The sequence below is a fragment of the Halobacteriovorax marinus SJ genome (assembly GCF_000210915.2).
Taxonomy (GTDB): Bacteria; Bdellovibrionota; Bacteriovoracia; order Bacteriovoracales; family Bacteriovoracaceae; genus Halobacteriovorax; species Halobacteriovorax marinus.
The window spans coordinates 1,408,446-1,434,253 of sequence record NC_016620.1 but is presented as its reverse complement, the minus strand read 5'-3'; the positions used below and the strand labels follow the sequence as shown (position 1 = coordinate 1,434,253).

Below are 25,808 nucleotides of genomic sequence, written 5' to 3'. Positions count from 1 at the left end.
TCCCTAGGTCCAAAGTGCCAAATCCTCGTAAAAATAATTTCAACCACTAGACGCATCGCAAACCCTTGGAATTACTGGCATAATTCTTGCTCTAATTACTCTATTATTAAAATAGGAGAGAAAAATGAAACACATTCTATGTTTTCTAGGGCTAATGTTGACCCTAAATTTCAACGCTCTTGCCACAGAGAGCGCCACTGTAGACTATGATCTACAACCAACTGAAGAAGTTACTTTAGAAGAAGTTAAGGCAATTACTCTTTATAGAACTGAGTATGTCGATAGTACTTGTACTAGACAAGAGCCCTACCAAGACACGCAATGTGGATATGAGACTCGCTATAGAAATGAATGTCACTGGGTACCAGGAAGAAATGTTTGTAGAACTGAAACTGATCGCCAGTGCCGCGACGTAAGAAGAACACGTAGAGAATGTAAGCCAGGTAGAACTCGTAGAGAGTGTGTGAATGAGCCAGCAAGAAGAGTGTGTAGAACGAGAAACGGTGTTGAGAGATGTACTAACGTTCCAGGAAGACAGAGATGTCGCGACGTAAGCGGTCCTCAAGTTTGTAGAAATGTTCCTTACACTGATAGAGAATGTAGCAATGTAAACAGAAGAGTTTGTGACTGGGTACCAGCGAGAAATGAATGTAACTCAGTTCCATACCAAGAATATATCTGTAGAGACGTTACAAGATATAGAACAGTAAGTTACGCTTGTAAGAAACCAGTTCAAGTTCCTTATCAAGTTGATAAGAAATTCTCTCATACTGTATCTTTTGAATTCACTGACAAAGATCAACTAGGTAAAGCGGAGATCAACCTCTCTCTTAACTCAAGTGGAAACTTAGTTATTAACTATAACAACCTAAGAACTGAAACGACTTACATGCAACTAATGCACAAAGCAAGTGAAGTAGTCTTAGATAACGATAGCGAAAAGCAAACAAGAGAAACAGTTAAGATTAATTTTGGAAATCTTAAAAAGCTTTTAAAGCCTATGCAAGCAACACAGAAATCTCTTTGGATGAATAAGGCCGGAGACTTTAAACTTAAGCTTGATAAGACTAACCCTTTAAAGAAAGCGCGTATTCAAATCAAAGTAAGAAAAGAGTCTAATAATGATATTCACTTTAACAGAGAATTTAAGTTTGAAGACTTCACAGTTTCTGACAAAGAGCTGAGTATCGAACTAGAGCGCTTTGGTTTTGATCAACTCAGAGGCTTCCTAGGAAAAGGTGTAAAACTAGAAGTTGATGTGACTGTTAAGTTAGACATGCCAGCGAACCTCATTCACTCTATCCCACAAAAGCTAGAGAAGAATAAGAGATTCAATATAAAAGTCTATAAGAATAAAGATCTATAAATAAATAAGGCCGCAGAGAATGCGGCCTTTATTTTTCTAATCTAATTAAAATGAAATTAAATTTGTGCAGATACTACAGAAGCTTTCTTAACAGTATTTGGCATCATTTCAGAAGCACCTTCAAGCTTTAGGTAGTTATCAAGAGTTTGGTCGTGATCTTTAAGGATAGCTTCCTTAAGTTCGTCAGCATTAATATCTAAAACTTCAGAAACTTTCTTAAGCATCTTTAAAGGAATATTACATAGAGCTCTCTCAACGTTAGAGATAAACTGACCATTCTTATATCCTAGAAGATGAGATAGTTCTGATTGAGAGTAACCTTTTGGATGGTTGATTCTCTTAGTTCTGATTAATTTTGCAATATTTGTAAAGCAGCGCATGATGTTTTCTCCTGTGTTTAAATCATCACATTTATTTATAAATAAAATACCAAATAATCATGGTTAATTCCAAATAACTTTTGGTTATATTTATCAAGATTTTTTAACTTTTCATTTATATCAAACACTTAGACTCAATAGAGGTGAATAATTTTTATATTTCAACCTTAAATTTTCTTGATAATTAGGAAACAAATTCCACTTAAGTTAAGATTTTCTTAAAAATTAACCACAAATTATCAACTAGTTAAGAAACTAAACTATATAAATCCTCAATATGAAGCTCTGATTTAAATAAAAATCATGGGACCCGTGCCCCGCAGGGCCCAAAAAGGGATTAGTCTCGCTGGAAAATGCACTCACCACGGTAGAAAGTTTGCTCAACCATGGCATCATATTTCTTTCTAGACTTTCTTTGGCTAGAGACAATTCTCTCTAGGACTTTCTCTGCTCCACCAGTGAGATCTTTAGGAGTGTTTACGACAATGAAATTACCAAACTTACCAGCTTCAAAGCTACCAGCTTTCTTTTCCATTTTAAGGGCCCTAGCACCCGCTACAGTGGCGCGGAAAAGCGCCTTTGTATAAGTTGCCCCACTCACCTTCGCCGCTCTATTTTGAGCAACAAAAGACTGCATAACATCAAACATAGAAACAAAAGGACCACCACCTATATCACTAGCTAGAGACCAATCAACTCCGTGCTTTTCAGCAAATTTAAAATTAAATAATCCAGAACCTAGACCCAATTGCTTAACAGGCGCATTTGAAGTCGGGCAATGAGCAATAGAAGTTCTTGTCTTAGAGAGTGTTTTCATCTCATCTTTTGATAAGTAAATTCCGTGACCCATAATAGTCTTTGGACCTAAGACTTTTGCTTTCTTATAGATATCTGTATAAGTTGCGACTTTTTCATATCCTTCAATATTCTTATAGAGTCCCATCACGTAATCAATTTCATTTTCTGTTTCACTTAAGTGAGTTTGAATAAATGATTTATTCTCTCTGGCCAGCTTACTTGCTTGCTCCATAACATCAGGGTGAGTTGTAGGAGCAAACCTCGGAGTTACTGCATACTTCTCCTTAAACTTCTTAGTTTGTTTTTTTACAAGAGAGATGGCCTGCTTCTTAGTTTGTGTAAGATAGTCAGGAGACTCCATTGTCATTAAAACATTTCCAACAACAAAATCACCAACGAAGTACTTAAGAGCATCATCAACAGTGTGCGCGTGAATAGAGGCATAACAAGCTCCTCCAAGAGTTCCAACTGAAGCTAGCTCCTCGGAAAATTTCTGAGCTTTTGATTTTGAATAAGATTTATCTTTAAACTTAGCTTCATAAGGCCACGTGTAATTAATAAGCCATTGAAGAAGATTCTTCTTAGGCATTAATCTCACATCATCCTGAACCCAGTGAAAGTGAGTATCAAAGAAAGAAGGCATCACAACTTTTCCAAGCGTGTCCATAACTTCAATAGATTTCTTACTAGCATATTGTGGAAGAATATCTTTTTCCCTTCCATATTCAACAACTTTATAGCCATCTTTAGATCTTTTTAAGACTAAGGCCGCATTTTTGACGAAATCGCATGACTTATCTGATTTAGGGTTTAAAATATGACATAATATTATTTTAAATAATGGTTGCAAGTGTAACTCCATAGAAATTGAGGATAAAAAGTATGAAAACCTATCAAATACTTCTAATCTTAACAATATCTCTACTCACTTTTTTTAAAGATGCGAAGGCCAGTGATATACATATTGAAGAAGTTCTAGAACTAAGTATTAACTCTCCTATCACTCCTGCAACTTTTAACTACATTGAACAAGGTTTTAATCGGGCCACTAAACAAAAAAGTGACGCCATACTTATTAAAATGAATACTCCTGGTGGTCTTGTTTCCACAACGAAGGAAATTCTCACACTCATTGGCAATAGCGATAAACCAGTTATTATTTGGGTCTCACCAGAGGGAGCGAGCGCCACGAGTGCAGGAGCTATCATCTCCAGTGCTGCCCACGTTCTCCTCATGTCAGACGGAACCAATATTGGTGCCGCTACTCCCATTCAGATGTCGGGCAATATCGAACAATCAGATCTTAGATCTAAGTCTGTTAATGACTTAAAGGCCCTAGTGCAGAGTTTGGCCCAAACGAGAGGAAGAAATGCAACACTCTTTGGAGATATGATTGAGAAGGCTTCAAGCTTCGAGGCAAACGTTGCGAAAGAAAAGAAATTAATCGATGAAATTTTAAATAAGAAATCCCAACTAAGTAAAGTACTCGACCAGAGAGTTATCCATATCCTAGGAGAAGATAGGAAAATTGTTTCAAAGAATATTAACTTCACAAGCTATGAAATGGATCTTGGTCAAAAGCTTCTCAATATTTTTGCCAACCCAAATACTGCCTATATTCTCTTTCTCATTGGTGCGGCATTAATTTATTTAGAGTTTCAAGCTCCGGGAGGATTTATTGCTGGATCTCTCGGTGCCTTTGCCCTACTACTTGCGGCCATTGGCTTTCAAGTGCTCCCATTAAACTTTGGGGCCATGGGACTTATTATTCTGGCCTTTGTTTTATTTATCATTGAAATCTATATCACGAGTTATGGAATACTCTCACTTGCAGGTCTAGGAAGCTTTATTACGGGATCGCTCTTTTTACTGCGCACAGATGATAGCTACATTGTTGTTAGTCAAACTCTTATCTATTCAGCGGCCGGTGCCATTAGCTTCTTTCTTCTTCTTGTAGGCTATTACTTAGTTAAAGACCATAAGAATATTGGTCAAACGAAATTTAATAATCAGGTTGGTGAAGAGGCGACAATTCTGGCCATTCTCTCAGAGTCCGAAGACGGATCAAACTTTAAGTACCAAGTAAAAATACATGGAGAAGTTTGGAATTTAGAAAGTTCTAAGAAATACGATATTGGTGAGAGTGTAGAAGTTCTTGAGCAGACGGAGCTTTCTCTAAAAGGCTAATTCATAGCGAATCCACGCTTCATTAGACCTAGAGTCACCGCCAGTGAATTGAACACTTAAAGACTGTGACTCTCCAAATCTCTGAGTCCTTGCCAGAGTGCCTGAGTTTCCTCTCTCATCTCGGCGAAGAATAAGACTTGTGCTGGCCCTGCGCTCTCCCGCGAGACTAAAAGAAACTTCTTGCTCCTCGTTTGAGTTCATAGAAAAGACTGTCTCAAGCTTAAGCCCACTATCAAGAATATCTACTTTAGTAGGGACTTGTAATTCTAAAACATCCTTATCTAATTCTAACTTAGCGTAGTCATCACCCTTACTGGAGCTCAAACTAATTGAGGCGACTTGCTCTTTGGTACTAAGCTCTGTACTTGTCTTTACTCCAAGAGCACTCCCTAGAGTTGTAAATGAATTTCCCTTTATAAGAGTCAGCTTGCGCGGCAAGTGATCTTTGTGTTCAATAGAAACTCCTGCGCCATAACTTATATGAGACTCACTTTCAGTTTGTGGTTCATCATCCTCACTACTACCTGTCCATAGACTCCAGCTCTCCCTTTTCTTTTTCTTACGAGCAGGCTCCTGGGCGACACTACTTCCTGCGCCATTAGAACCAGAGGCAGCAACAGTATTTAATTTGTAATAAGTGATTCTTGCCTTTTCTTGGTCGTGAACATCAATTCTGATATAGAGATCTTCTTCGCCCTTGGCCTTATAGAAGAAAGTTCTCTTCTTACCATCGCGAAGATGAAAGGAGTTTAAGTTTGCGATGGGAATTTCATTAGAAGCGAGAATATGGGCCCTACTAAAGTCAATATTCTCATCGAATTCTCTATTATGAGAATCATCGAATCTCTCACAAACACTCTCTTTAAAGAAATCTCCTTCAGATAAAGTGTAGTGGTAGAGAGCGCTAAGCCCCTCTACTTCCTCTACTGTTCTCTTGGAAGGATCTAATTTATCTTCGTTTTCAGCAAGTGCTAAGAGTACCTTATTCACTTCTTTTGTTAGACCAGATAGCTTATGACAAGAGACACATAGAGCGGTCTCTCTTACACTCTCCTTAGGAACTTCGACTAATTCAAATCCACCGGCCTTCTTGATCTCTCTATACATATCATAGGCTTCTCGCAAGTCTTCACTAATCTTAATATCTATCGCACTAGCTCTTAATGGAATTAAGACTAGGCATAAGAAAAATACTATATATTTATAGAGACTCACTATCATAGTGATCTTATCGGTTTAATTAAAATATCTTTTAAAAAAATTAGGCCTAAGGGAACTTGATAATCCCGCCCATATCTATTAAAAATAGATAAAAGGATTTATATGACACTACCAAGAAAGAAATTATCCAACGTATTCACTCTACTACTCGCCCTCAATCAGCACGGTGTTGTAAAGTTTGAAGATATTAGCTGGCTTAGAAACGAGTTTTCTATGTGGGCAAATGGTCTACTAAGAAAGATCAACCTATAAAAAAGGCCTCGTACTTGAGGCCTTATTACTTTAATTCATTGTTTGTTTTTCAAGAATTGATCTCTCATTTTTTAGATCTCTATTCTCGGCCTTCTCTTCTGAGAATTTCTCCCCATACCTGGCCTTTAATTTCTCTATATTTCTCTCCATGACATCATCCATATTTACACCGAGCTCATCAGCAACAATAGCGAGATACCAAAATAAATCCCCCATCTCCTCTGCTAAATTGACACGATCAAGTTCTTTGCCATAGAAAATATGTTTCTTTAATGCATCTAAGAATTCGCCGGCTTCCGTAGAAAGTCCGATCCCTGCATGAAGCAATCTCTTTAGTCCATCGTCTTGCAGTCTTGTATTCATAGATTCAAAGTCAGTTGACTCCGTTTTAATTGCTAGCTTTACATACTCTTGTGTGTTCATTATTGCTCCTGATTGTGTGTAGAAATAATTTCTCAATCCACAAGGAGAACGTCAATACCCAGAATGGGTCAGGACACTCAGATGGGGGGAAAATTTAGGTGGGATTTGGGGAAGGGAATTAGAATTTTTTAACTTAGTGGCGTCTAAGTGTCCTTCATAAGTATAATTACATTCACGAAACATAGAGTTGTCACAATATTGTAAAGTTTAGGTCAAATTGGTTTTTATTTAAGTCGCAACGCAACGAGTACCTGATCTTCTTGAAGTCCTTATTTTTATCAGGGTAAAATGATCCAAATTTTATAAATTTGGAGAAATTATGAATATCATGCCCTTTGTACCCTTTATCGTTATTCTACTGATTCTAGTCTTTAATACAGTCAAAATTCTCAACGAATATGAGAGAGCTGTTATCTTTAGACTTGGACGTTTTTCAGGTGTACGAGGACCTGGACTTATCATTTTAATTCCTGGTCTTGAAAAGATGAGAAGAGTTGATCTAAGAACTGTGACTATGGATATTCCTTCACAAGATATTATCTCAAAAGATAACGTAACTTTAAAAGTAAATGGTGTTGTCTACTTTAGAGTAAATAATCCAGAGAAAGCAATTATCGCAGTTGAAGACAGCTTACAAGCAACTGCTCAAATCTCTCAGACTACACTTAGATCAGTTATTGGACAATTTGAATTAGATGAAATTCTCTCACAAAGAGAAGATATCAATCAAAAGCTTCAAACAATTCTAGATGACCAAACAGAGCCATGGGGAATTAAAGTTTCTGCGGTAGAAGTAAAGGCCATCGACCTTCCAATAGAAATGCAAAGGGCCATGGCCAAGCAAGCAGAAGCAGAGAGAGATAAGAGAGCGAAAGTTATTTCTGCTGATGGAGAGCTACAGGCTTCTAAGAAGTTGGCCGAAGCTGCTGCTATACTAGGAAGTGAAAAAGATGCAATCATTCTTAGATACCTAGATACTATGAAAGAAATCTCTTCAGGAGATGGAAAATCAACAACATTCTTCCCTCTACCAATAGACTTCTTAAATAATATATCTAAGAGATGATTTACAATTTAAAACCATTTGATAAAGCTCACTCGCTAGAACTTCTGGCGAGTGCAAGCCTAAGTGATGATTCCATTCTACTACAATTTAAACTAGAAAAGTTAAACTCCAATACGAGCTTACCTACAAGAGTTTCCTCAAATAGAGAGATTGGATTATGGGAGAGAACTTGTTTTGAGTTCTTCTTAAGAGACTGCGCGGGACACTACTATGAATTCAATTTCTCCCCATGCGGGCAGTGGAATTGCTTCTACTTTGATCAGTACCGCTCACCTTTAAAAGAAAGTGAATGCGAAATTTTAAATATATCTGAGAAAAGAGAGAGCACAACTTATCTTTTAGAAGTGGAAATTAATAAATTGTCGCTGATTGAGAACTTTGATTTTTCAAAGGACCTAAGAATGAATTTAACGGCGGTAATAAAAGAAAATGACTTAAGTTATTGGGCCATAGAGCATTCTCAAAATGGACCAAATTTTCATGATCAAAACTTATTTGTAGCACTATAAAAAAAGTCAGGTAACAAGCCGAAGCTTGTTACCTGACACCCACACACTACACATCTTTCTACTGGCACAACCCAGTAGAAGAAGAGATATCAACTTTCATTAATTCTTTAAAATTTGGATTAGAACTTGTTTCAATAAATACTTCAACTGTCTCAAAGGCCTCTTCCTCGCTAACAGCATCAAAATTTCTGAACTCAAAAATAATTGAGATTCTAGTATCAAAAGAAGTTTTAGAGTTCTCAGGAACTGGAATAATACTTGTCATAGAATCCGTCATAAGGATATCCATCTTTTGATCAAGCAGCTCCACTTCTCCGCCAAAACATCTATTGACGATTGTCTTACTGATAATTCTCTCCATTCTATTATCAAACTTTCCTGCTAACTCATTATTCAAATAACGGTAAACAACTTGAGTGTCTGCCATTACAGAGAATATAGTAAGTAAGCAAAGTGCTGATAAGAATTTCTTCATAAAACAATCTCCAAATTTTTTAATTTGTTGTAGGGCTTTCTAGAATGATTGATTTCCTTTTACAATTACCTCTGAGTAATCGTGTCAAGTTTTCCTGCGCAAATTTTGTGAATTATTCGCAAAAGATGCGAAATAAATTTAAGTCCTATTAGTAAAGTAACGATAAGTTTCTAGAATTATGGAAAAAGAGAAGAAACTTAATATATTCGAATATAGTGATTACCGTGAATTTTTACGGGATTTTAACGATATGAAAAAGCGTGTAAATCCTTCATGGTCATTTGGATTATGGGCTTCAAAGCTTGGTCTAAATAGCATCTCCTCTATCACCATGATTATCAATGGACAGAGGCATGCGGGAAAGAAAATTCAAGCCTCCCTCATTAACTACTTTAACTTCAATTCAAAAGAGTCTTACTACTTTGAAGAACTGGTTAAGATCGCCAAGAGTAGTAAGAATGATCCAAGTTTAACGATTCTACTACTAGAGCAAAATGAAGATTTAAAATCTCTGCGCGAAGAGAATACAGAACAAGTTGATCTCTTCTTTAACTGGAAGGCCCATTGTATAAAAGAGCTCTCTCAACTTAAGGACTTCACACCAGATGGAGAATGGGTAGAGAAGAGAACAAATAATTTAATAAAGAAAGATGAGGCCAATAAACTCTTATCTGCTCTCCTAAAAAATAACTTCCTAGAAGAAAGTGAAATAGGAGGAAAGAAAACTCTCGTTGCAGTGGGTGCAATTCACCCTACTAAAGAAGTCACTATGGATGCAGCGAAGGCCTACCACAAGGGTCTAATGGAAAATTCCTACGAGGCGATTAATATCGATAAGAATAAGAGAGCGCTCCATGCCTCTACCCTTTCTGTTTTAAGGGAAGACTTACCCAAGGCAAAAGAATTAATTAGAGAATTTCAAATGAAGTTCTCAGAAGAAATTGAGCAAAACCCTGCCGACGAAGTGTATCAGCTCAATATCCAATTCTTCCCCCTAACGGACTCCGATTAGTACGCCTTGCGCCAAGATACTGTTTTCTAAAACTATCCTCACGAAATTTCATTTAGTAGCTTAGGTGTTAGAAAGAAAAATCTTTTTTGACTCGCCAAAACACTCTCCTTCTGCTCAAATATTCGCCACACACAATGACACAAAAATGGAGACACACTTATGGAAATGATGCCCATCACTGACATCATCGTACAAAATAAATATCTCAGAACAAATACAAACGTAGATACACTTATTGAGAGTATCGAAAATATTGGCCTCATTAGTCCACTAATCATTAACCAAGAAAATAAACTTATCGCTGGTGGAAGACGCTACTCGGCCCTTAAGCAAATGGGAAGAGAAGAAGTACCAATCATTAAAGTTGATGAAGGAGACCTAAAAGAAGAGCTCATCTCAATTGATGAGAACTTGGTTAGAAAGAACTTAACTGATTTAGAATTTGAAAATTGCCTCAGAAGAGGAAAAGAGATTTATGAAAAACTAAACCCCGAGTCAGTAGAAGAAATCACGATTAAGGATCTGGCCAGACCATCAAAGAAGAAAGTTGTAGAAGAAGAGCTTAATGAAGAGATGATGGCCCAAACTGAGCAGGCAGAAATAAGAACTTTTGTAAAAGATACGGCAGAGAAAACAGGCTTAAGTGAAAGGGCCATAAAGGCAGCGATCCTTAGAGATAGAGACTCTTCTCACAGTGTTAAAAGTGCTAGACTTAATGGAGAGCTTGGCGCGACACAGGCCAATGAATTAATTAAGCTTCCACAAGATATTCAAGAAGAAATTCTTCCATATATTAGAGAGAAGGCCTCTAATGTTGTTAAAGACCTAGTGAAAGAAGTACAAAATGTTGGGGCGAAAGAAGCAATTGAAAAAGTCTTGGCCAAAGACCCACTTACAACTGACTTCAAGGCCATAAAGAATACAACAAAGAGACTAAATAGATCTCTAGTTAAAGTTATTACTGAAAATAGATTTGTAGATGGCCCAGAGAGAGAAGATGCTCTCAAAGAGCTTGCTTCACTTAAGTCATCAATTGATGAATTAATGGAATTCTATAACTAATATAACTTAATTTGGTGCTCTTAAGCATGTCTAAAGAGCACCTTTAATGACGCATTCTTTCTAGTCACACCACCCCACTCTCCTATACACTTACTGCATAAAATATAAGTCAAATAAGGATCAATATGAAGTTACAAAGTTATGCTCTTGGACAATGGAGCGAAGGAAAAACAGAGGGAACAAATCTACTCGACGCCTCAAATGGAAATCTCATAGGAAGTGTTTGCTCTAAAGGTTTAGACTTTGGAGAAATGCTCGACTTTGGTCGAAGAATTGGAAATAAGAATCTTCGAAATATGACTTTTCACGAAAGAGCACGCGCCCTTAAAGCACTCGCTCTTCACCTCCTAGAGCACAAAGAGAGGTTCTATACTATCTCTTATCAAACAGGAGCTACAAAGATTGATAGCTGGATTGATATTGAAGGTGGGATTGGAAACCTCTTCGTCTATTCATCAAAAGGAAGAAGAGAGCTTCCAAATGAGAAGTTTCTAGTTGACGGTGCCCCTGAGCACCTCAGTAAGAATGGAACATTTCTTGGTCACCATATTTGGACACCAAAGAGAGGCTGTGCCGTTCATATTAATGCGTTTAATTTTCCAGTATGGGGAATGCTAGAAAAAATAGCTGTAAATATTTTGGCGGGTATGCCTGCCATTGTTAAGCCAGCAACAGCAACGAGTTATTTAACAGAAGTTGTCTTTAGAGAAATTATTGACTCAAAGCTTCTCCCTGAAGGATCACTACAACTTGTTATGGGTAGCGCATCAGGTATTTTAGACCATGCGACTTCCTCTGATGTTATTACCTTCACGGGCTCAGCACACACTGGAAGAATGCTTAAGTCTCATGAAAATATTTTAAATCATAATATTCCATTTAACCTAGAGGCCGACTCCCTAAATGCATCAATCCTTGGTCCTGATGCAAAACCAGGAACACCGGAATTTGATCTCTTCGTTAAAGAAGTTTCAAAAGAGATGACTATTAAGGCCGGTCAAAAGTGTACGGCCATAAGAAGAATTATTATTCCTAGTGAAAGCGTCGAGGAAGTGAGCAAAGCTCTTAGTGCAAGACTAGAAAAAGTTACAATTGGTGACCCTAGAAATAAAGATGTTCGCATGGGTCCTCTTGCGAGTTTAGACCAAAGAGAAGAAGTTCTAGCAAAGATTAGTGAGCTTAGAAATGAGTGCGAACTCATTTATGGTGGAAGTCTACCAAAGGAAATCTTAGGTGCTGATGCTGATAAGGGAGCATTCGTATCTCCAACACTTCTTCTATGCCAAGACCCAATGAAAGCTAGCGCTGTTCACTCAACTGAAGCCTTTGGACCAGTGAGCACAATTATTCCTTATAATTCAACTGAAGAAGCAATTGAGTTTGCTCACATGGGCGGTGGTTCATTAGTGAGTTCAGTCGTCACTCACGACAATGAGTTTGCAACTGAAATTGTTCTAGAGACAGCTTCAAGCCACGGTAGAATGCTCGTCTTAAATAGAGACTGTGCAAAAGAATCTACAGGTCACGGCTCTCCAATGCCACAACTCGTTCACGGTGGACCGGGAAGGGCCGGAGGAGGAGAAGAGATGGGCGGAATTCGAGGTGTTCATCACTATATGCAAAGAACTGCAATCCAAGGTCATCCAACAACACTTACTGCCCTTACCAATGTCTATCAACCAGGTAGTGAGCAATTAGATCCAGGCACTCACCCATTTAGAAAGTACTTTGAGGAGCTTCGCATTGGAGATACTCATCAAACTCATAAGAGAACAATTACTGAAACAGATATAGTAAATTTTGCCAATGTTAGTTGGGATCATTTCTATGCCCACACAGACACAACCTCACTAGAGGGAACTATTTTTGAAAAACGCGTGGCCCACGGATACTTTATTATCTCGGCGGCTGCTGGACTCTTTGTTGATCCAGGAAAGGGGCCTGTACTCGCAAATTATGGCCTTGATGAGTTGAGATTTATCAAGCCTGTCTACGCTGGGGCCACAATTAGTGTAAAGCTTACGTGTAAGGAAAAAATTGATCAAGAGGCCCGTGAAGGTGAAGAGCCTAGAGGTGTTGTAAAGTGGCAAGTAGAAGTTAGCGATGAAACTGATGAAGTCGTTGCCCTAGCGACAATTCTTACTCTCGTTGCAAAGAAGAATTAAGCTGCTGCCTTTAGCTCATCACTCTTAGGTCGAGGAAGCTTTATAATAAATTCGGTGGTCACACTATTATCCAAATAGAATTGGCCACCATGTTTCTTTACTATGGTACTTGAGATACTAAGGCCGAGCCCAGTTCCATGACTCCCTTCTTTGGTCGTAAAGAAGGGATCAAAGATCTTCTCTTTTAGCTCATCACTAATTCCTAGACCACTATCTTCAACACTTATATAGACAAAGTGTTCGTCTTGCTTAGTTTCAATTTTAATCCAACAGTGAATGAGCTCATCACTTCCCTGTAGCTCGTCAAAAGCATTATTAAGTAAATTGAGAATGACTTGCGAAATTTCTACAGGTCTGGCCATAATATAGACCTCTTCTTTTTCATCACAAATAATATGTAAATCAATTCCACTTGATTTTAATTTCTCTCTACAAAAACTTAGGGTGTCTTCGATAATATCTGAGACTTTTGAAAGTTTTAAATCAACTTCTTTATTATTTTTAGAGAAGACTTTCAGCCCCTGAATCATTGTATTAATTCTCTTTGTCGTATTATAAATCTTCTCTGAATATCTCTCTATCCTAGGAGCATCTAATTCCTCTCGCTCAGACATCTTTAGAAGACGTTCAGAAAATCCCTGGATAATAGTGAGAGGATTGTTAATTTCATGGGCAAGTCCGGCGGCCATTTCACCAAGAGAGGCCATCTTTGCATTATGAGAAGATTTAACTCTCTAGATTCAATTCATTAAGGGCTCTACTTCTTTCTTTAGAATTTCTTCTATAGGCCAAATACACTCGACTCCACGCTAGAGCTATAATAACAAATGTAATAATTGAAAAGATAATCCCCATTTGAATAATGCGAACCTGCTCTTTGAAAAAGAAATCTCGCTGTCCACTTAGTTTTTCAGCAATAATCTGAATAGAAGTAGTAAAGCGCGTCTGCTCTTCTCGGTAGTTCTTAGAATTGAAAATTGCTAAGGCCTCTTTCTTCTTTGAATCCTTAGCTAATTCAATTATTTTCTCTTCCATATCAAAGAGCGTGTCTCTGTTAAATGCATCCTTAGATGAGAAATTGAGACGGGTGTTCTTTAATGTCTGCTTATAATTTATGAAATTAAATTTAAGAGAATCCTTATCGATTAAGTACTCTTCGTAATCTTTTGAATTATAATCTTGTATTAGCCCCTTGGTTCGACTTGTTAGAGAATCTCCTATTCGAATATTAATTGCATTCATCTCTAGAAGGGGTAAGTGTGTATCATTGATAGATTTAAAATGAGAGGAGAGCTTTAAAGTTAAAAAGAGCACACCAACTAAGTACACCATACTAATGAGTACTGCGAAGATAATTAAATTCTTTGGCAATAATTCTCTTTGGTTCATAAAATTCCCACATTAACCTACTCATCTTGTCGGAAATATCACATATATTATTTAGTAGAAATGTGGAAAAATTATTAACTTATTGATTTTAAAAGACAAAATCCACAGCAAATTCGTAGATATGAATATCACTTCTGCCTGGGTCACTCTCAAAGAAAGTCACTCCTTCAGGAGAGATGATCTTATCCTGAAGCTTAAGAACAATATTGGAATTAACATGGTAATTAGCACCAATAGTTTTCGACTTCTGTCTTCCGCTATAGAAATTAATCTGAGAGTCTAATTTAGTAAGAGCGGAATAAGTAAAGTTCATTAGTAGTTTCTTTTCTAAGAAGTAATAACCAGCAAGAATATAGTAAGCTTGGTTCTCCCTTAGAATACTAGCGGATGACTTCCACTTGGCGTACTCACTCATAATTAAGAGATTCTCGATCTCACTCTTTAGCCCTAATGAGAGAAAGTAAGTATGTCCTAAATCAAGGGAGCTTCTTGTATTAGTGACAATAGAAGTACCAGGTGTAGAACTGGCAGAAATGGCATCCGTGTAGACATCAGCAGTATAGGTACCTTGTAAGTATGAAACTCTAAGAGAAAGAAGATCATGCCCTAGTGAGAAGCTAGCACCAATTGCATTATTTAATTCACCACGAATTGAGGATGCGCCATCTGTGTTCATATTCCCTGCACCACCATAGAGATCAAACTCAGCAAGAATAGCGCCCTTCTCCATCTTATAATTAACACTAGCACCATTTAATTCTTCGAGAGGTAAGCTTGCATACACTTCATCTGGTGGTCTAATCCAAGGTATTAAGGCACCTACTTCGTAATACTCTGAGATCATCCAAAGCGGCATTCTTACTCGCCCTGTTCTAATTGATAACATAGAGTATGGAGTCCAAGTGAGCTGAAATAAATCAACTTGAGGAGAGAGCTCTCCATCTCTATCTGGCTTGGCCAAAAACTGAAGAGTGAAATCCCAGTGATCATCGAAGCGCTTATTTAAAGTTAAACCTGCCCTACTACCAGCAACAAAGTTATTCTTATTCTTTACTCGACCAGCATAGGCGACGTACTCTTTGTCACTAGTACTTCTAGAAAAAGAAAAAGTTCCAAAGCCATTCAAGTTAATTCGATTAAAATCAAATTGCGCCATAGAGTGTGAGGACAATAAAAAACTAAAAATAAAAATTATATTTCTCATATAAACCTAAATAGTTGTGTACTAAACAATATTAACTGCTATCATAAAGTTATACAAATAATTATAGTTGGATTTACTACTAAATGAAGGTTAAATTAATACTTACATTTTTTACTCTCTTCTCCTGCCAAGGCCTAGTGGCCAAAGACTATCTCGTTGTGAGTAAGAAGAATTCAGAAATTAAGAGTATTGATAGAGAAACTGTGAAAGATATCTATCTCGGTAGTAAATTATTTTGGAGTAATGGCTCTAGAATTCAGCCAATTCACTTACCCATTGAGGATAAGGCCTTCGATACTTTTCTAATGAATATTGTAGAGATGGATACCAATCAATTTCTATCCTACTGGCGAAGGAAGCTCTTCTCAGGTAGGGCCCATCCACCAAAGCAAATTCAAAAAGTTCAAGACATCCTAAAATTTGTAGAAGAAAATCCTGATTCAGTTGCAGTGCTTCCAAGTAGACCGAAACTAAACTCAAAGTCTCTCGTAATAATAGAACTTGATTAAGCCACTCTAATTCAACGCTTTGCTAACATTAAAAAGAAACTATTTTTAACGGTTCTCGTTGACGTAGTGTCAGCATCACTCTAGTCTAATATTTTAAAAATTTTATATATTACATATTTGTAATAAATTAAAATTTACGGGAACTTAAGTGATGAATGATCAAGAAATTGTAGAAGAAGCTCTCTTAAAAGAGCTACCAGTTTTTGAAAACTTTCTCAATCAGATTGGCTTTAAAAGAATTGAGGGCTCAGTTTATGGACTCCTAGTCCTCTCACCGAGACCTTTAATGAGTTCAGAGATTGAAACGACCCTCTCACTTTCACAACCAGCAGTCTCCAATGCTCTTAAAGTCCTTACTCACTATGGGGCCGTCATATCTAGAGATGTTAAGAAAGAAGAGTTTGAAAGAAGAGTTAAAGTCCACTCAGTAAAAGAAGATAGCTTACAAATTGTCTCAAGTGTCTTTAGAAAGAGAGAACAAGAAACGATCCAAGAGTTTAAGCATATGGCCCTTCGCCTAGAAAAAATATCTAACGAAATCTCCTCAGACAATGATCCAAGGGCCAAGAGGCTCAAGTCTATCATCTCAACTTGTGAGATCGCCGAGAGTGTTATGAGTTTCGTTGTAGAGCTTACAAAGAGTAAACTGCCAGAAGAGTACCCTCAAATTGTAAAGCAATTACCTAAGACCCTTAGCCTACTCTCCTCGGGAGTTGTACCTATGGCCAATCTTACTGATCAAGTCAAAAAGAGTTTAACAAATAAATTAAAAGGTGGTCTGGAAAGACTATCGGGAGAAGTGACAAAATGAAACATAGAATTGTCATCACTGGTGTAGGCCTTACTGCTCCAAATGGAAATAATATCAATGAATTTAGAAATGCTCTATTAGAGGGTAAGTCTGGAATTACTCACACAGAAATTCGCCATATGGGAATTAGGGCCGCAGGACTTTGTGACTTTGATGAAGCTAAGTATCAGTCAAAGAAAACAAGAAAGCGCGGAACTAGAGTCGGTGCCATCTCCATCTATTGTGCTAATGAGGCCATCGTCGATGCCAAGTTAGACTGGGAAAATATTGATAAGGATAGAGTTGGTGTCTATCTTGGTATTACAGAACACGGTAACGTTGAAACTGAGAATGAAATCCATGACCTCTACCAAAATGATTTAAATACAGAGTTCTGGTCTCATCATCACAACCCTAGAACAGTTGCCAACAACCCTGCAGGTGAAGTGACACTTAATTTAAATATTACTGGACCTCACTATACTATTGGTGCGGCTTGCGCGGCTGGAAACTTAGGAGTTATTCAGGCAGCACAAATGCTTCAATTAGAGGAAGTTGATATTGCCCTAGCAGGTGGTGTGAGTGAATCTCCTCAAACCTTTGGTATCTTTGCAGCCTTTGCAGCACAAGGGGCCCTAGGGGAACATGAAGACCCTACTCTAGCTACAAGACCTTTAGATGTCGATAGAAATGGAATTGTCATCTCAGAAGGTGGAGCTATTTATACACTAGAAAGACTAGAAGATGCTAAAGCAAGAGGGGCAGAGATCATCGCTGAAATCGTTGGCTTCCACTCTAATAGTGACGCTAGTGATTTTGTTCTTCCAAATACACAGAGACAAATTCAATGTATGAATAGGGCCATTGAAAAGGCCGGACTTGAAGTCAGTGATATTGATATCGTTAGTCTTCATGCAACGGGAACAAAGATGGGTGATATCCAAGAGTGTGAAGCTGTAAGCCAAGTCTTTGGTTATAGTGACAATACTTATGTAAATTGCGCCAAAGGATTTATTGGCCACGCTATGGGAGCTGCCGGGGCACTTGAGCTAGCTGGTAATCTTCCTAGTTTTAAGGATGGCTTTATCCACCCATGTAAGAAAATTGAAAATATAGATCCAAAATGTAATTTGAAAAATCTCGTTAATGGCGAGAAAGTTCAAAAGGAAGTGAATTATATTTTAAATAATTCATTTGGCATGCTGGGAATTAACTCTTCATTAATCGTAAAAAAATATATCCATTAGGAGGACTACAATGGAAAGAGAACAAGTAAGAGAACATGTATTAAATATTATCGCTGACGTTGCTCTAGATGATGATGTAACAACTATTGATGATGCCGTTGCGCTTAGAGATCAACTAGATTTAGATTCAATGGACTTCCTTGATATCGTAATGGAATTAAAGAAGAGACATAAGATCGAAGTACCTCAGGAAGATTATCCTCAGCTAGCAAGTATGAATAGCTGTGTTGAGTACCTAACTCCAAAGTTTGTTGCACTAGCATAAGAATAACTGGGCCACATTAGCGTGGCCCTTTTAAGGTTTTATCTATGGAAAAATACGACGTCATCATTATTGGCGCAGGAATGAGTGGCATGGCCGCGGCCATAAGACTCGCCATGTTTGATAAGAAAGTTCTACTTCTTGAAAAGCATGTCATCTCAGGTGGACTCAATAGCTATTACAAGAGGGCCAGAAGAGACTTCGACGTTGGGCTGCACGCTCTTACCAATTATATTGAAAAAGGTGAGCGAAGAAAGCCTCTTTCAAAACTTCTTAAACAATTACGAATACCTTATGAAGACTTAAAGCTCTCACCCCAGAGACATTCAAAGATTATCTTCCCAGAAACAACTCTGCGCTTTACCAACGATCTCAATGACTTTATTGAAGAGATCGCCGAGTACTTTCCATCTCAAGTAGATGGTTTTAATAAATTATTAGAACATATAAATGACTTCAGCGAGACGGCACTAGATAATGAACATATCTTGGCCAAAGAAGTTGTTAGAAAATATATAACCAATGAAGAATTATTAGAAATGATTTTCTGTCCCCTACTCATCTATGGATCAGCTTGGGAAAATGACATGGACTTCTCTCAATTTGTCATCATGTTTAAAAGTATTTACATGGAAGGCTTCTCAAGACCAGAAGGTGGAGTAAGAACTATTATTAATATTCTACTCAAAAAGCTAGAAGATCTTGGGCAAATTGTTCGCTTTAGAAGTGAAGTTCAAAGAATTAACACAAGAGATGGTAAAGTGGTAGGCCTCACATTAAAAAGTGGTGAAGAGCTTCTATGTGATAAAATCATCTCCAGTATGGGATATCCTGAAACACTTTCAGTAGTAGAGGGAATGAATCCAAGAACAACTCCTGCAACAGGAAAGATGACTTTCTGTGAGAGTATTCTTGTCTTAGATAAAAAGCCAAGAGAGCTTAACCTCGACAGTACAATTATCTTTTATAACGATAGACCAAAGTATCTTTACCGAGAGCCAAGTGAGCTCTTTGACGATAAGTCGGCAGTGATTTGTCTCCCTAATAATTTTGGTCACGATGACTTTGATGAGGGTTGGGTTCGAATTACAAATATGGCCAACTTCAAATTGTGGAATGAGCTTGAGCGACCACAGTATAAAGAAGAAAAAGAAAAAGTCTTTCAAAGTGCCTGCCAGCTTACTAAAAAAATTATGCCTGCGTGGAATGAAGAAATAGTTTTTAAAGATATCTTCTCCCCTACAACAATAAAGAAATATACTGGCCACTTTGGAGGTACGGTCTATGGATCAACAGATAAGACAAGAGATGGCTCTACTGAGGTAGAGGGACTCTATATTTGTGGGACAGATCAAGGCTTCCTAGGAATTGTAGGTTCAATGCTATCAGGAATATCAATGGCAAATCTCTACGGATTAATGGACTAAATAGGAACTAAGAATGAAATATACAAAAGTCGCAATACATAGCTTTGATTACTTAGAACCTGATGAGTTTCTTACATCAGACGATATAGAAACAAAGCTTGCTCCAGTTTATAAGAGGCTCAATCTGCCTGCTGGACGATTAGAGTTAATGACAGGAATAAAGTCCAGAGGTCTTTGGGCCAATGGAATGAGACCAAGTGAACTCTCAACAAGAGCAGCAGAAAGAGTACTTGAAAAATCTGGTATTAATAGAAATGAAATTGGTCTTCTTATTCACGCAAGTGTATGCCGTGACTTTCTAGAACCATCTACAGCATCGGTTGTACATCACAATCTAGAGTTAAATGAAGACGCAATGATTTATGATCTCTCTAATGCATGCCTTGGTGTTGTCAATGCCATGGCCATGGCCTCTAATATGATTGAACTTGGTCAAATAAAGTATGCTCTCATTGTCTCTGGCGAAAATGGTGGACCACTCTTGACTCAAACAATCGAGCATCTCAATAATGATGAAACGCTAACAAGAAAGAGTATAAAAAAATATATAGCAAATCTAACGATTGGTTCTGCAGCAGTGGCCTATCTCCTATGTGATAGCTCTCTCGCGCCAGATGCTCCAAGAATTCTTGGTGGTGCTGTCTGTACAGACTCTAGTGCAAATATACTTTGTCAGGGCGATGGAGATACAACTTCCCTGATGATGGAAACAGACTCAGAAGAATTGCTTAAGCACGGATTAGAACTTGCCAAGAAGAATTGGACTAAGACTAAGCAAGAACTCTCTCTAGAGAATAAAGATATAGATTGGGTTGTAGGTCATCAAGTTGGAACCGCCCATGAAACTTTAACCATGAAGGCCATGGAGCTACAAGATCATAAAACTTTTACAACTTATGAGACTCTAGGAAATACTGGCTCCTCCGCACTTCCTATTACTCTTGCAAAATTAAGTGAAAAACAAAAGATAAAGAAGGGCGAGAAAGTTGCCCTCCTTGGAATAGGAAGTGGACTTACTTCCATAATGTTAGGAGTACAGTGGTGAGAGCTATAAGTATCCCCGCTTCATTGAGGGAAGAATATCCATTTGAGCCAAAGAAATTAAAATTATCCTCAGGGCACACCCTTTCCTACTTAGATGAAGGAGAAGGCCCTGTAGTTATTATGGCCCACGGAAATCCGACATGGTCATTTTATTACAGAGATATAGTTAAAACACTAAAAGAAAATTTTCGAGTTATTGTTCCTGATCATATTGGTTGTGGCCTTTCAGATAAGCCACAAGACTATGATTACACCCTAAAGAACCATATAGATAATCTTGAATCTCTTATTGATGAGTTAAAAATTGAAGACTTTAATCTCATTGTTCATGACTGGGGCGGAGCCATTGGAATGGGACTTGGTACAAGAAGGCCTAAGAATCTAAAGAAGGCCGTAATCCTAAATACCGCGGCCTTTACCTCGAACTTAATTCCAAAGACAATTAATCTATGTAAGAACCCAATCTTTGGGGAGTGGATGGTTAGAAAGTTTAATGCCTTTGCATGGCCTGCGACATTTATGGCCACCAGCAAAGGTCTAAGCCAAGTCGTTAAAGAAGGTTATCTTCTACCTTACAATAATTATGAAAATAGAATTGCGACTGCAAGATTTGTTAGAGATATCCCAATGGATGACCAACACCCAAGTTGGAGTACGCTAAAAAATATTGAAAATAATTTAAGCACTCTAGAGTGTCCTAAATTAATTCTCTGGGGAGAGAAGGACTTTTGTTTTAATATGCAATTCTTTAAGAGATGGACTGAGATCTACCCAAAAGCAGAGACAAAAGTCTTTAGCGGAGCTGGACACTACGTCTTAGAGGATGCCAAAGAAGAGATCAATAAAGATATATTTAATTTTCTAAGAGAATCTTAATGAATATTGCACAACTGCTGGAACAAAGAGCTAAAGAACACCCTACTAAAGATGCAATTAGAGCACCCAAAGGTAGAAAGAGTAATGGTGAATATCACTACGAATCCCTTAGCTTTAAAGATCTTCTTGATAGATCTAGATCAATAGCTAATGGCCTAAAGGCCCAAGGTCTCATGAAAGGAGATAAGGCCATAGTCTTTATTAGACCTGGTCTAGACTTCCCAGCAGTTACATTTGCACTCTTCTCTCTTGGTATTGTTCCCGTCTTCATAGATCCAGGGATGGGAAAGGAAAATCTTTTAAGATCAATTAAGCAAGTGAAGCCTAAGGCCCTGATAGCAGTTCCTATTGTTCACTTTCTTAGATTATTTAAAAGAGATGCTTTTAAATCGGTTGAAGTCTTTATCACGACAGGTTCACTTACTTGGCCAGGACTAAAGTCTTTAAAAGAGCTAAAGAGTTATCCAAGTGCCCCAGTCCAATCGGATATAGATGAAAATGAGCTTGCGGCCATTCTCTTCACCTCGGGAGGAACGGGCATCCCTAAGGGAGTGGAATATACTCATAGAATTTTCTCTAAGCAAACAGAGTTGCTACAAAAGATATTCTCTCTAACACCTGCAGATACTGATATACCAGGGTTTCCACTCTTTGCTCTCTTTACCATCGCCATGGGGATGACAAGCTGTATACCAGATATGGATCCATCTAAGCCGGCCAAAGCAGACCCGAAAAAACTCATACAAAATATTATAGATAATAAGGCCACATTCGTAGCAGGCTCCCCGGCAATATGGGATAAAGTTGCTAAGTACTGTGTCCAAAATAATTTAACTCTTCCAAGCGTTAAATATATGGTTATGTTTGGCGCTCCTGTGAGTAAAGAGATTCATGCCGATTTTAGCAAGGTACTAACCGGCGGAACTACCTATACTCCTTATGGAGCAACTGAATCTCTTCCAGTAGCAAATATTTCAGGTAAGTATCTTTTAGAGAATACTGCTCAAAAATCGCTACAAGGACTTGGAACTTGCGTTGGTGCTCCGATTGATGAAGTGGAAATAAAGATCATAGAAATCACAGATGAAATAATTCCAACTATCGATGATATGAAAGAGCTCCAAAGAGGCGCAATTGGAGAAATTATTGTTAAGGGTGAAACAGTAACTAAGAGGTATTTTGAAATGCCAGAGAAAACCCTTGAGGCAAAAATTTATGATGGAGAGAGTTTGTGGCATCGTATTGGGGATATTGGATACTTAGATGATGATGGCCAATTATGGTTTTGCGGAAGAAAGACTCACCGAGTTCAAAGCGAGAAAGGCCTAATGAGCTCGATTCAATGTGAGGCGATATTTAATAGACATGAGAATGTAGAAAAGAGTGCTCTGGTTGGAATCGTTAAAGGTGGATACGAAGAGCCTCAACTCGTTGTGCAATTAAGAGACAAGTCAAAGAAAAGCAGTGCCCTAAAAGAAGAGCTTCTAAAGATGGGGCAGGCCTATGATCATACAAAAGAAATTAAAACCATTTGGTTTCATGACAACTTCCCTGTTGATGTGAGACATAATATCAAAATTGATCGATTAAAATTAAGAGATATGGCAAGCAGAGGTGAGCTACAATGAAAATTCTAGTTACTGGTGCAGGTGGATTTCTAGGTTTCTATATAGCGAGAGATTTAAAGAGTCTTGGCCATGAAGTTTATAATTTTTCAAGAACCCACCATGCTGACCTAGATCAAATTGAAGTTACGACTCGAACTGGAAATCTCAATGACCCTGAATCAATTGAGGCTGCACTCGATGGGATTGAAGCGATCTTCCATGTTGCAGGAAAAGTAGCGATGTGGGGAAAATGGGATGATTTTTACCAGACAAATACGGTAGGAACGAAGAACCTAGTCCATGCTGCCAAAAAGAAATCTATTAAGAAATTCATTTATACTTCTACACCTAGTGTAGTTTTTGGAGAGGGAGATATAATAAATGGTGATGAATCACTTCCCTACCCTGATGATTCGCTTAGCCTCTATGCAAAGTCTAAAATGCTTGCAGAGCAATTTGTTTTAGAACAAAACTCAAAAGAATTTCTCACTTGCGCCCTAAGACCGCACCTCATCTTTGGTCCAAGAGATAAGAATATCATTCCAAGACTGGTTGAAGCGCAAAAGAAGAAGAAGCTCAAGCGAATTGGTGATGGTGAAAATCTCGTAGATATTATTTATGTAGAGAATGCCGCCAAAGCTCATATACAGGCCTTTGAAAAACTAAGTGTAGACTCTCCTGTAGCAGGAAGCGCCTACTTTATAGCACAGGAAAGACCCGTCAATCTCTGGGACTTTATTAATAAAATCTTAGAGGTCAACGGACAATCGAAAGTGACAAAGTCCATCTCAGTTAAGAAGGCCTACTTTATTGGAACTATCATTGAGAAGATTCTGCGCCTCTTTAAGATCTGGAATATTCATCCACCAATGACAAGGTTTGTTGCTCTACAACTTGGGAAAAGTCACTATTTCAAGCACGATAAAGCTGTGAATGATTTTAATTATCACCCAGACATTGGTATTGAAGAATCACTTAAAAGAATTACGCCTTAAGCTCCGGTAGTTTACGAATAATTTTTGTAAACCCTGGCCCAGAGAACTTCTCTTTGCAAATAGGAATATACTCCTCAAGAGTCCATTCAGGATTTTCAATTATATAGTCGACCAAGTCATGAGCAATAATAAATAAACACGAAAGAGGAAGTATTCGTGTAGTTTGAATCTTGTGTGGAAATCCGTTCTGACCAGGAAGCTCGTGATGTTGAAGAATAATTTTTTCAGCATCTACAGGGTAATCATCAGTCTCTAGCACCATATCAGCAATAATTTGTGGGTGATTAAGATACATCTTCTGCTCAGTCTCACTCAAAGTGTCTTTTATCTTCTCAAAGGCTTCCATATTTTCTATACGGGCAACATGTGGCATCTCTACCATGGTTATATCGTGCATATAACTCACATAAATTAACTTCTCTAAAGTAGATTCGTGATTCCACTCCATTATATCTGCAATCGCACAAGTGATTTTACAAAGAAGATTAATATGAATCTTAACGTATTGATCAGGATTTCTATCAACACTTAGTTTTTGGAAGAATTTCTTTAAGTTATTGGCCTTAGTCATAACCTTAATGGCCTTATGAACTTTCTTATCAATGTCTTTTTTGAACTCATCTGATAACTTAAAAGTGCCATCTACACTTTCTTGTATCTTCTTCTCTTTCTTTGCGGCCTTTTCATTCTTTATTTCCGCAAGAAGGTCTGCAAAGCTCTGCTCTTTCTTATCACTTGAGTCTTCTTCAGCTTCTTCTTGCTCTTTTTCACTATTCTTCTCTTGTTTTATTTCATTTACAAGATCAGCGAAACTATTGCTCGAATTAGTTTGTTCATTAATCTCAACCTTCTCACCACTCTCTATCGCTGTTAGAACTTTTTTAAAGTTTAAATTTACCTGCTTTAGAATCCAGTGAGCAGTTCTTCTTTTGAGATAGAGAGTATCCACTCCTTTTGACTCGTATTTCTTCACATCTTCTTCAACAATCAAATCACTCTCTCTAAAGATCTTCAGATGTCTACCAGTAATCAACTTAATATAGACATCACAACTTAGTCCCTCAAAAGCAGTGAGAATTGAAAAATCTATTGGACAATAATCCTTGGGTGAAACAAGCGGATTTTCTACAAAATACTTCTTAAGAGAGTCATTCATTTCATTTAGGCAATCATCTCTATTAAAAACTTCAGGGCCTCTTCCTTTAAAGGTGCTTATATATTCCTGATTCCCGATAACAAAGTATGGAATATTTAATCTATGATCGCAAAAAGAGATGAATATATCTTCACTTTCTCCAAGTGGAATTGAGCCATCGCACACGACTAGAGCGTATTGATTTTTTGAGTCTATTGCAGATTGAAACTCTTCCTGTTCAGAAAGAAGAGTGACTTCAAAGTTGTAATTACTTTGCAATGAAAATGTCACAAGATCTGAAAATGTAGACTTCTTACTAATTAATATAACTTTTGAACTTACGGCCATTTAATACCCTATGAACTTCTCTACGGTATTTATATGGCCAATTTTAGCTGACAATTATT

The 25,808-nt window shown here is 37.7% G+C and carries 26 protein-coding genes; 17 read left to right on the top strand and 9 right to left on the bottom strand.

Features of this window, described 5'->3' with window-relative positions:
- Window positions 1-124 precede the first annotated feature (124 nt).
- A complete protein-coding gene (locus BMS_RS06975) occupies window positions 125-1,366 on the top strand; it encodes a hypothetical protein (RefSeq protein ID WP_014244106.1) in 1,242 nt (413 codons plus the stop codon).
- A gap of 56 nt (window positions 1,367-1,422) precedes the next feature.
- Here BMS_RS06975 and BMS_RS06970 read toward each other — a convergent pair whose 3' ends face one another.
- Window positions 1,423-1,746, bottom strand: coding sequence for a helix-turn-helix domain-containing protein (locus tag BMS_RS06970; protein ID WP_014244105.1), 324 nt, complete (start codon window positions 1,744-1,746; stop codon window positions 1,423-1,425).
- Window positions 1,747-2,083: 337 nt separating this feature from the next.
- Window positions 2,084-3,394: an amidohydrolase family protein gene (locus BMS_RS06965; protein ID WP_157868255.1), complete on the bottom strand. Its 1,311-nt coding sequence runs from the start codon at window positions 3,392-3,394 to the stop codon at window positions 2,084-2,086.
- 32 nt (window positions 3,395-3,426) lie between these two features.
- Here BMS_RS06965 and BMS_RS06960 point away from each other — a divergent pair, with 32 nt between their 5' ends.
- The gene (locus BMS_RS06960; protein ID WP_044557377.1) at window positions 3,427-4,731 is read left to right on the top strand and encodes an NfeD family protein; all 1,305 of its coding nucleotides are present in this window, start codon (window positions 3,427-3,429) and stop codon (window positions 4,729-4,731) included.
- Here the strand turns inward: BMS_RS06960 and BMS_RS06955 are convergent.
- Entirely contained in the window at window positions 4,720-5,952 is a 1,233-nt protein-coding gene (locus BMS_RS06955; RefSeq protein ID WP_014244102.1) for a hypothetical protein, read from the bottom strand. The genes BMS_RS06960 and BMS_RS06955 overlap by 12 nt on opposite strands.
- A 102-nt stretch (window positions 5,953-6,054) precedes the next feature.
- Here BMS_RS06955 and BMS_RS17610 point away from each other — a divergent pair, with 102 nt between their 5' ends.
- A complete protein-coding gene (locus tag BMS_RS17610; RefSeq protein ID WP_157765706.1) occupies window positions 6,055-6,204 on the top strand; it encodes a hypothetical protein in 150 nt (49 codons plus the stop codon).
- Between the two features lie 30 nt (window positions 6,205-6,234).
- On the opposite strand, the gene BMS_RS06950 is transcribed toward BMS_RS17610, so the two are convergent.
- Window positions 6,235-6,627, bottom strand: a complete 393-nt coding sequence (locus tag BMS_RS06950) for a nucleoside triphosphate pyrophosphohydrolase family protein (protein WP_052590608.1) — start codon at window positions 6,625-6,627, stop codon at window positions 6,235-6,237.
- A gap of 319 nt (window positions 6,628-6,946) precedes the next feature.
- On the opposite strand from BMS_RS06950, the gene BMS_RS06945 reads away from it, so the two are divergent.
- Together BMS_RS06945 and BMS_RS06940 are read left to right on the top strand one after the other, a co-directional pair.
- Complete coding sequence (locus tag BMS_RS06945) at window positions 6,947-7,693, top strand: slipin family protein (protein ID WP_014244100.1); 747 nt, start codon at window positions 6,947-6,949, stop codon at window positions 7,691-7,693.
- Window positions 7,690-8,202 carry a DOMON domain-containing protein gene (locus BMS_RS06940; protein WP_014244099.1) on the top strand — a complete coding sequence of 171 codons (513 nt, stop codon included), beginning with the start codon at window positions 7,690-7,692 and terminating at the stop codon, window positions 8,200-8,202. The genes BMS_RS06945 and BMS_RS06940 overlap by 4 nt, the downstream gene beginning before the upstream one ends.
- 58 nt (window positions 8,203-8,260) lie before the next feature.
- On the opposite strand, the gene BMS_RS06935 is transcribed toward BMS_RS06940, so the two are convergent.
- Window positions 8,261-8,677, bottom strand: coding sequence for a hypothetical protein (locus BMS_RS06935; protein WP_014244098.1), 417 nt, complete (start codon window positions 8,675-8,677; stop codon window positions 8,261-8,263).
- 178 nt (window positions 8,678-8,855) lie between these two features.
- Here BMS_RS06935 and BMS_RS06930 point away from each other — a divergent pair, with 178 nt between their 5' ends.
- The 3 genes from BMS_RS06930 to paaZ all read left to right on the top strand — a co-directional run bounded on the left by BMS_RS06930 (window position 8,856) and on the right by paaZ (window position 12,916).
- Window positions 8,856-9,689, top strand: coding sequence for a DUF4423 domain-containing protein (locus BMS_RS06930; RefSeq protein ID WP_014244097.1), 834 nt, complete (start codon window positions 8,856-8,858; stop codon window positions 9,687-9,689).
- Window positions 9,690-9,848: 159 nt separating this feature from the next.
- Window positions 9,849-10,751, top strand: a complete 903-nt coding sequence (locus BMS_RS06925) for a ParB/RepB/Spo0J family partition protein (protein ID WP_014244096.1) — start codon at window positions 9,849-9,851, stop codon at window positions 10,749-10,751.
- Window positions 10,752-10,876: 125 nt separating this feature from the next.
- Entirely contained in the window at window positions 10,877-12,916 is a 2,040-nt protein-coding gene (gene paaZ / locus BMS_RS06920; RefSeq protein WP_014244095.1) for a phenylacetic acid degradation bifunctional protein PaaZ, read from the top strand.
- Here the strand turns inward: paaZ and BMS_RS06915 are convergent.
- The 3 genes from BMS_RS06915 to BMS_RS06905 all read right to left on the bottom strand — a co-directional run bounded on the left by BMS_RS06915 (window position 12,913) and on the right by BMS_RS06905 (window position 15,461).
- Window positions 12,913-13,623, bottom strand: a complete 711-nt coding sequence (locus BMS_RS06915; RefSeq protein WP_052590607.1) for a sensor histidine kinase — start codon at window positions 13,621-13,623, stop codon at window positions 12,913-12,915. The two genes, paaZ and BMS_RS06915, sit on opposite strands and share 4 nt — an antisense overlap.
- Window positions 13,624-13,642: 19 nt before the next feature.
- A complete protein-coding gene (locus tag BMS_RS06910; protein WP_014244094.1) occupies window positions 13,643-14,305 on the bottom strand; it encodes a hypothetical protein in 663 nt (220 codons plus the stop codon).
- Window positions 14,306-14,393: 88 nt separating this feature from the next.
- Window positions 14,394-15,461, bottom strand: coding sequence for a porin family protein (locus tag BMS_RS06905; protein ID WP_157868254.1), 1,068 nt, complete (start codon window positions 15,459-15,461; stop codon window positions 14,394-14,396).
- A gap of 131 nt (window positions 15,462-15,592) precedes the next feature.
- Between BMS_RS06905 and BMS_RS06900 the strand changes: the two genes are divergently transcribed.
- The 9 genes from BMS_RS06900 (at window position 15,593) to BMS_RS06860 (ending at window position 24,266) form a co-directional block, all read left to right on the top strand.
- Window positions 15,593-16,018: a hypothetical protein gene (locus BMS_RS06900; protein WP_014244092.1), complete on the top strand. Its 426-nt coding sequence runs from the start codon at window positions 15,593-15,595 to the stop codon at window positions 16,016-16,018.
- A gap of 148 nt (window positions 16,019-16,166) precedes the next feature.
- A complete protein-coding gene (locus BMS_RS06895) occupies window positions 16,167-16,829 on the top strand; it encodes a GbsR/MarR family transcriptional regulator (protein ID WP_014244091.1) in 663 nt (220 codons plus the stop codon).
- Window positions 16,826-18,055, top strand: coding sequence for a beta-ketoacyl-[acyl-carrier-protein] synthase family protein (locus tag BMS_RS06890; protein ID WP_014244090.1), 1,230 nt, complete (start codon window positions 16,826-16,828; stop codon window positions 18,053-18,055). Before BMS_RS06895 ends, BMS_RS06890 begins: the two co-directional genes overlap by 4 nt.
- Window positions 18,056-18,065: 10 nt before the next feature.
- On the top strand, window positions 18,066-18,320 hold the full coding sequence (locus BMS_RS06885; RefSeq protein WP_014244089.1) for an acyl carrier protein: 255 nt from the start codon (window positions 18,066-18,068) through the stop codon (window positions 18,318-18,320).
- Window positions 18,321-18,364: 44 nt separating this feature from the next.
- A complete protein-coding gene (locus BMS_RS06880; RefSeq protein WP_014244088.1) occupies window positions 18,365-19,744 on the top strand; it encodes a phytoene desaturase family protein in 1,380 nt (459 codons plus the stop codon).
- Window positions 19,745-19,757: 13 nt separating this feature from the next.
- Window positions 19,758-20,789, top strand: coding sequence for a 3-oxoacyl-ACP synthase III (locus BMS_RS06875; RefSeq protein ID WP_014244087.1), 1,032 nt, complete (start codon window positions 19,758-19,760; stop codon window positions 20,787-20,789).
- On the top strand, window positions 20,786-21,664 hold the full coding sequence (locus tag BMS_RS06870) for an alpha/beta fold hydrolase (protein ID WP_197536763.1): 879 nt from the start codon (window positions 20,786-20,788) through the stop codon (window positions 21,662-21,664). Before BMS_RS06875 ends, BMS_RS06870 begins: the two co-directional genes overlap by 4 nt.
- A complete protein-coding gene (locus BMS_RS06865; protein WP_014244085.1) occupies window positions 21,664-23,292 on the top strand; it encodes a fatty acid CoA ligase family protein in 1,629 nt (542 codons plus the stop codon). The genes BMS_RS06870 and BMS_RS06865 overlap by 1 nt, the downstream gene beginning before the upstream one ends.
- Window positions 23,289-24,266: an NAD-dependent epimerase/dehydratase family protein gene (locus tag BMS_RS06860; protein WP_014244084.1), complete on the top strand. Its 978-nt coding sequence runs from the start codon at window positions 23,289-23,291 to the stop codon at window positions 24,264-24,266. The genes BMS_RS06865 and BMS_RS06860 overlap by 4 nt, the downstream gene beginning before the upstream one ends.
- On the opposite strand, the gene BMS_RS06855 is transcribed toward BMS_RS06860, so the two are convergent.
- Window positions 24,256-25,749 carry an HD-GYP domain-containing protein gene (locus tag BMS_RS06855; RefSeq protein WP_014244083.1) on the bottom strand — a complete coding sequence of 498 codons (1,494 nt, stop codon included), beginning with the start codon at window positions 25,747-25,749 and terminating at the stop codon, window positions 24,256-24,258. The two genes, BMS_RS06860 and BMS_RS06855, sit on opposite strands and share 11 nt — an antisense overlap.
- Window positions 25,750-25,808 lie beyond the last annotated feature (59 nt).

What these genes read in the sequence shown, in the direction of transcription:
- BMS_RS06915 (WP_052590607.1), bottom strand. Translation starts at nt 13,623, where the DNA reads ATGGCCTCTCTTGGTGAAATGGCCGCCGGACTTGCCCATGAAATTAAC.
- BMS_RS06925 (WP_014244096.1), top strand. Translation starts at nt 9,849, where the DNA reads ATGGAAATGATGCCCATCACTGACATCATCGTACAAAATAAATATCTC.
- BMS_RS06910 (WP_014244094.1), bottom strand. Translation starts at nt 14,305, where the DNA reads ATGAACCAAAGAGAATTATTGCCAAAGAATTTAATTATCTTCGCAGTA.
- BMS_RS06930 (WP_014244097.1), top strand. Translation starts at nt 8,856, where the DNA reads ATGGAAAAAGAGAAGAAACTTAATATATTCGAATATAGTGATTACCGT.
- paaZ (WP_014244095.1), top strand. Translation starts at nt 10,877, where the DNA reads ATGAAGTTACAAAGTTATGCTCTTGGACAATGGAGCGAAGGAAAAACA.
- BMS_RS06885 (WP_014244089.1), top strand. Translation starts at nt 18,066, where the DNA reads ATGGAAAGAGAACAAGTAAGAGAACATGTATTAAATATTATCGCTGAC.
- BMS_RS06945 (WP_014244100.1), top strand. Translation starts at nt 6,947, where the DNA reads ATGAATATCATGCCCTTTGTACCCTTTATCGTTATTCTACTGATTCTA.
- BMS_RS06900 (WP_014244092.1), top strand. Translation starts at nt 15,593, where the DNA reads ATGAAGGTTAAATTAATACTTACATTTTTTACTCTCTTCTCCTGCCAA.
- BMS_RS06875 (WP_014244087.1), top strand. Translation starts at nt 19,758, where the DNA reads ATGAAATATACAAAAGTCGCAATACATAGCTTTGATTACTTAGAACCT.
- BMS_RS06950 (WP_052590608.1), bottom strand. Translation starts at nt 6,627, where the DNA reads ATGAACACACAAGAGTATGTAAAGCTAGCAATTAAAACGGAGTCAACT.
- BMS_RS06960 (WP_044557377.1), top strand. Translation starts at nt 3,427, where the DNA reads ATGAAAACCTATCAAATACTTCTAATCTTAACAATATCTCTACTCACT.
- BMS_RS06855 (WP_014244083.1), bottom strand. Translation starts at nt 25,749, where the DNA reads ATGGCCGTAAGTTCAAAAGTTATATTAATTAGTAAGAAGTCTACATTT.
- BMS_RS06860 (WP_014244084.1), top strand. Translation starts at nt 23,289, where the DNA reads ATGAAAATTCTAGTTACTGGTGCAGGTGGATTTCTAGGTTTCTATATA.
- BMS_RS06940 (WP_014244099.1), top strand. Translation starts at nt 7,690, where the DNA reads ATGATTTACAATTTAAAACCATTTGATAAAGCTCACTCGCTAGAACTT.
- BMS_RS06935 (WP_014244098.1), bottom strand. Translation starts at nt 8,677, where the DNA reads ATGAAGAAATTCTTATCAGCACTTTGCTTACTTACTATATTCTCTGTA.
- BMS_RS06905 (WP_157868254.1), bottom strand. Translation starts at nt 15,461, where the DNA reads ATGGCGCAATTTGATTTTAATCGAATTAACTTGAATGGCTTTGGAACT.
- BMS_RS06955 (WP_014244102.1), bottom strand. Translation starts at nt 5,952, where the DNA reads ATGATAGTGAGTCTCTATAAATATATAGTATTTTTCTTATGCCTAGTC.
- BMS_RS06975 (WP_014244106.1), top strand. Translation starts at nt 125, where the DNA reads ATGAAACACATTCTATGTTTTCTAGGGCTAATGTTGACCCTAAATTTC.
- BMS_RS06890 (WP_014244090.1), top strand. Translation starts at nt 16,826, where the DNA reads ATGAAACATAGAATTGTCATCACTGGTGTAGGCCTTACTGCTCCAAAT.
- BMS_RS17610 (WP_157765706.1), top strand. Translation starts at nt 6,055, where the DNA reads ATGACACTACCAAGAAAGAAATTATCCAACGTATTCACTCTACTACTC.
- BMS_RS06880 (WP_014244088.1), top strand. Translation starts at nt 18,365, where the DNA reads ATGGAAAAATACGACGTCATCATTATTGGCGCAGGAATGAGTGGCATG.
- BMS_RS06865 (WP_014244085.1), top strand. Translation starts at nt 21,664, where the DNA reads ATGAATATTGCACAACTGCTGGAACAAAGAGCTAAAGAACACCCTACT.
- BMS_RS06970 (WP_014244105.1), bottom strand. Translation starts at nt 1,746, where the DNA reads ATGCGCTGCTTTACAAATATTGCAAAATTAATCAGAACTAAGAGAATC.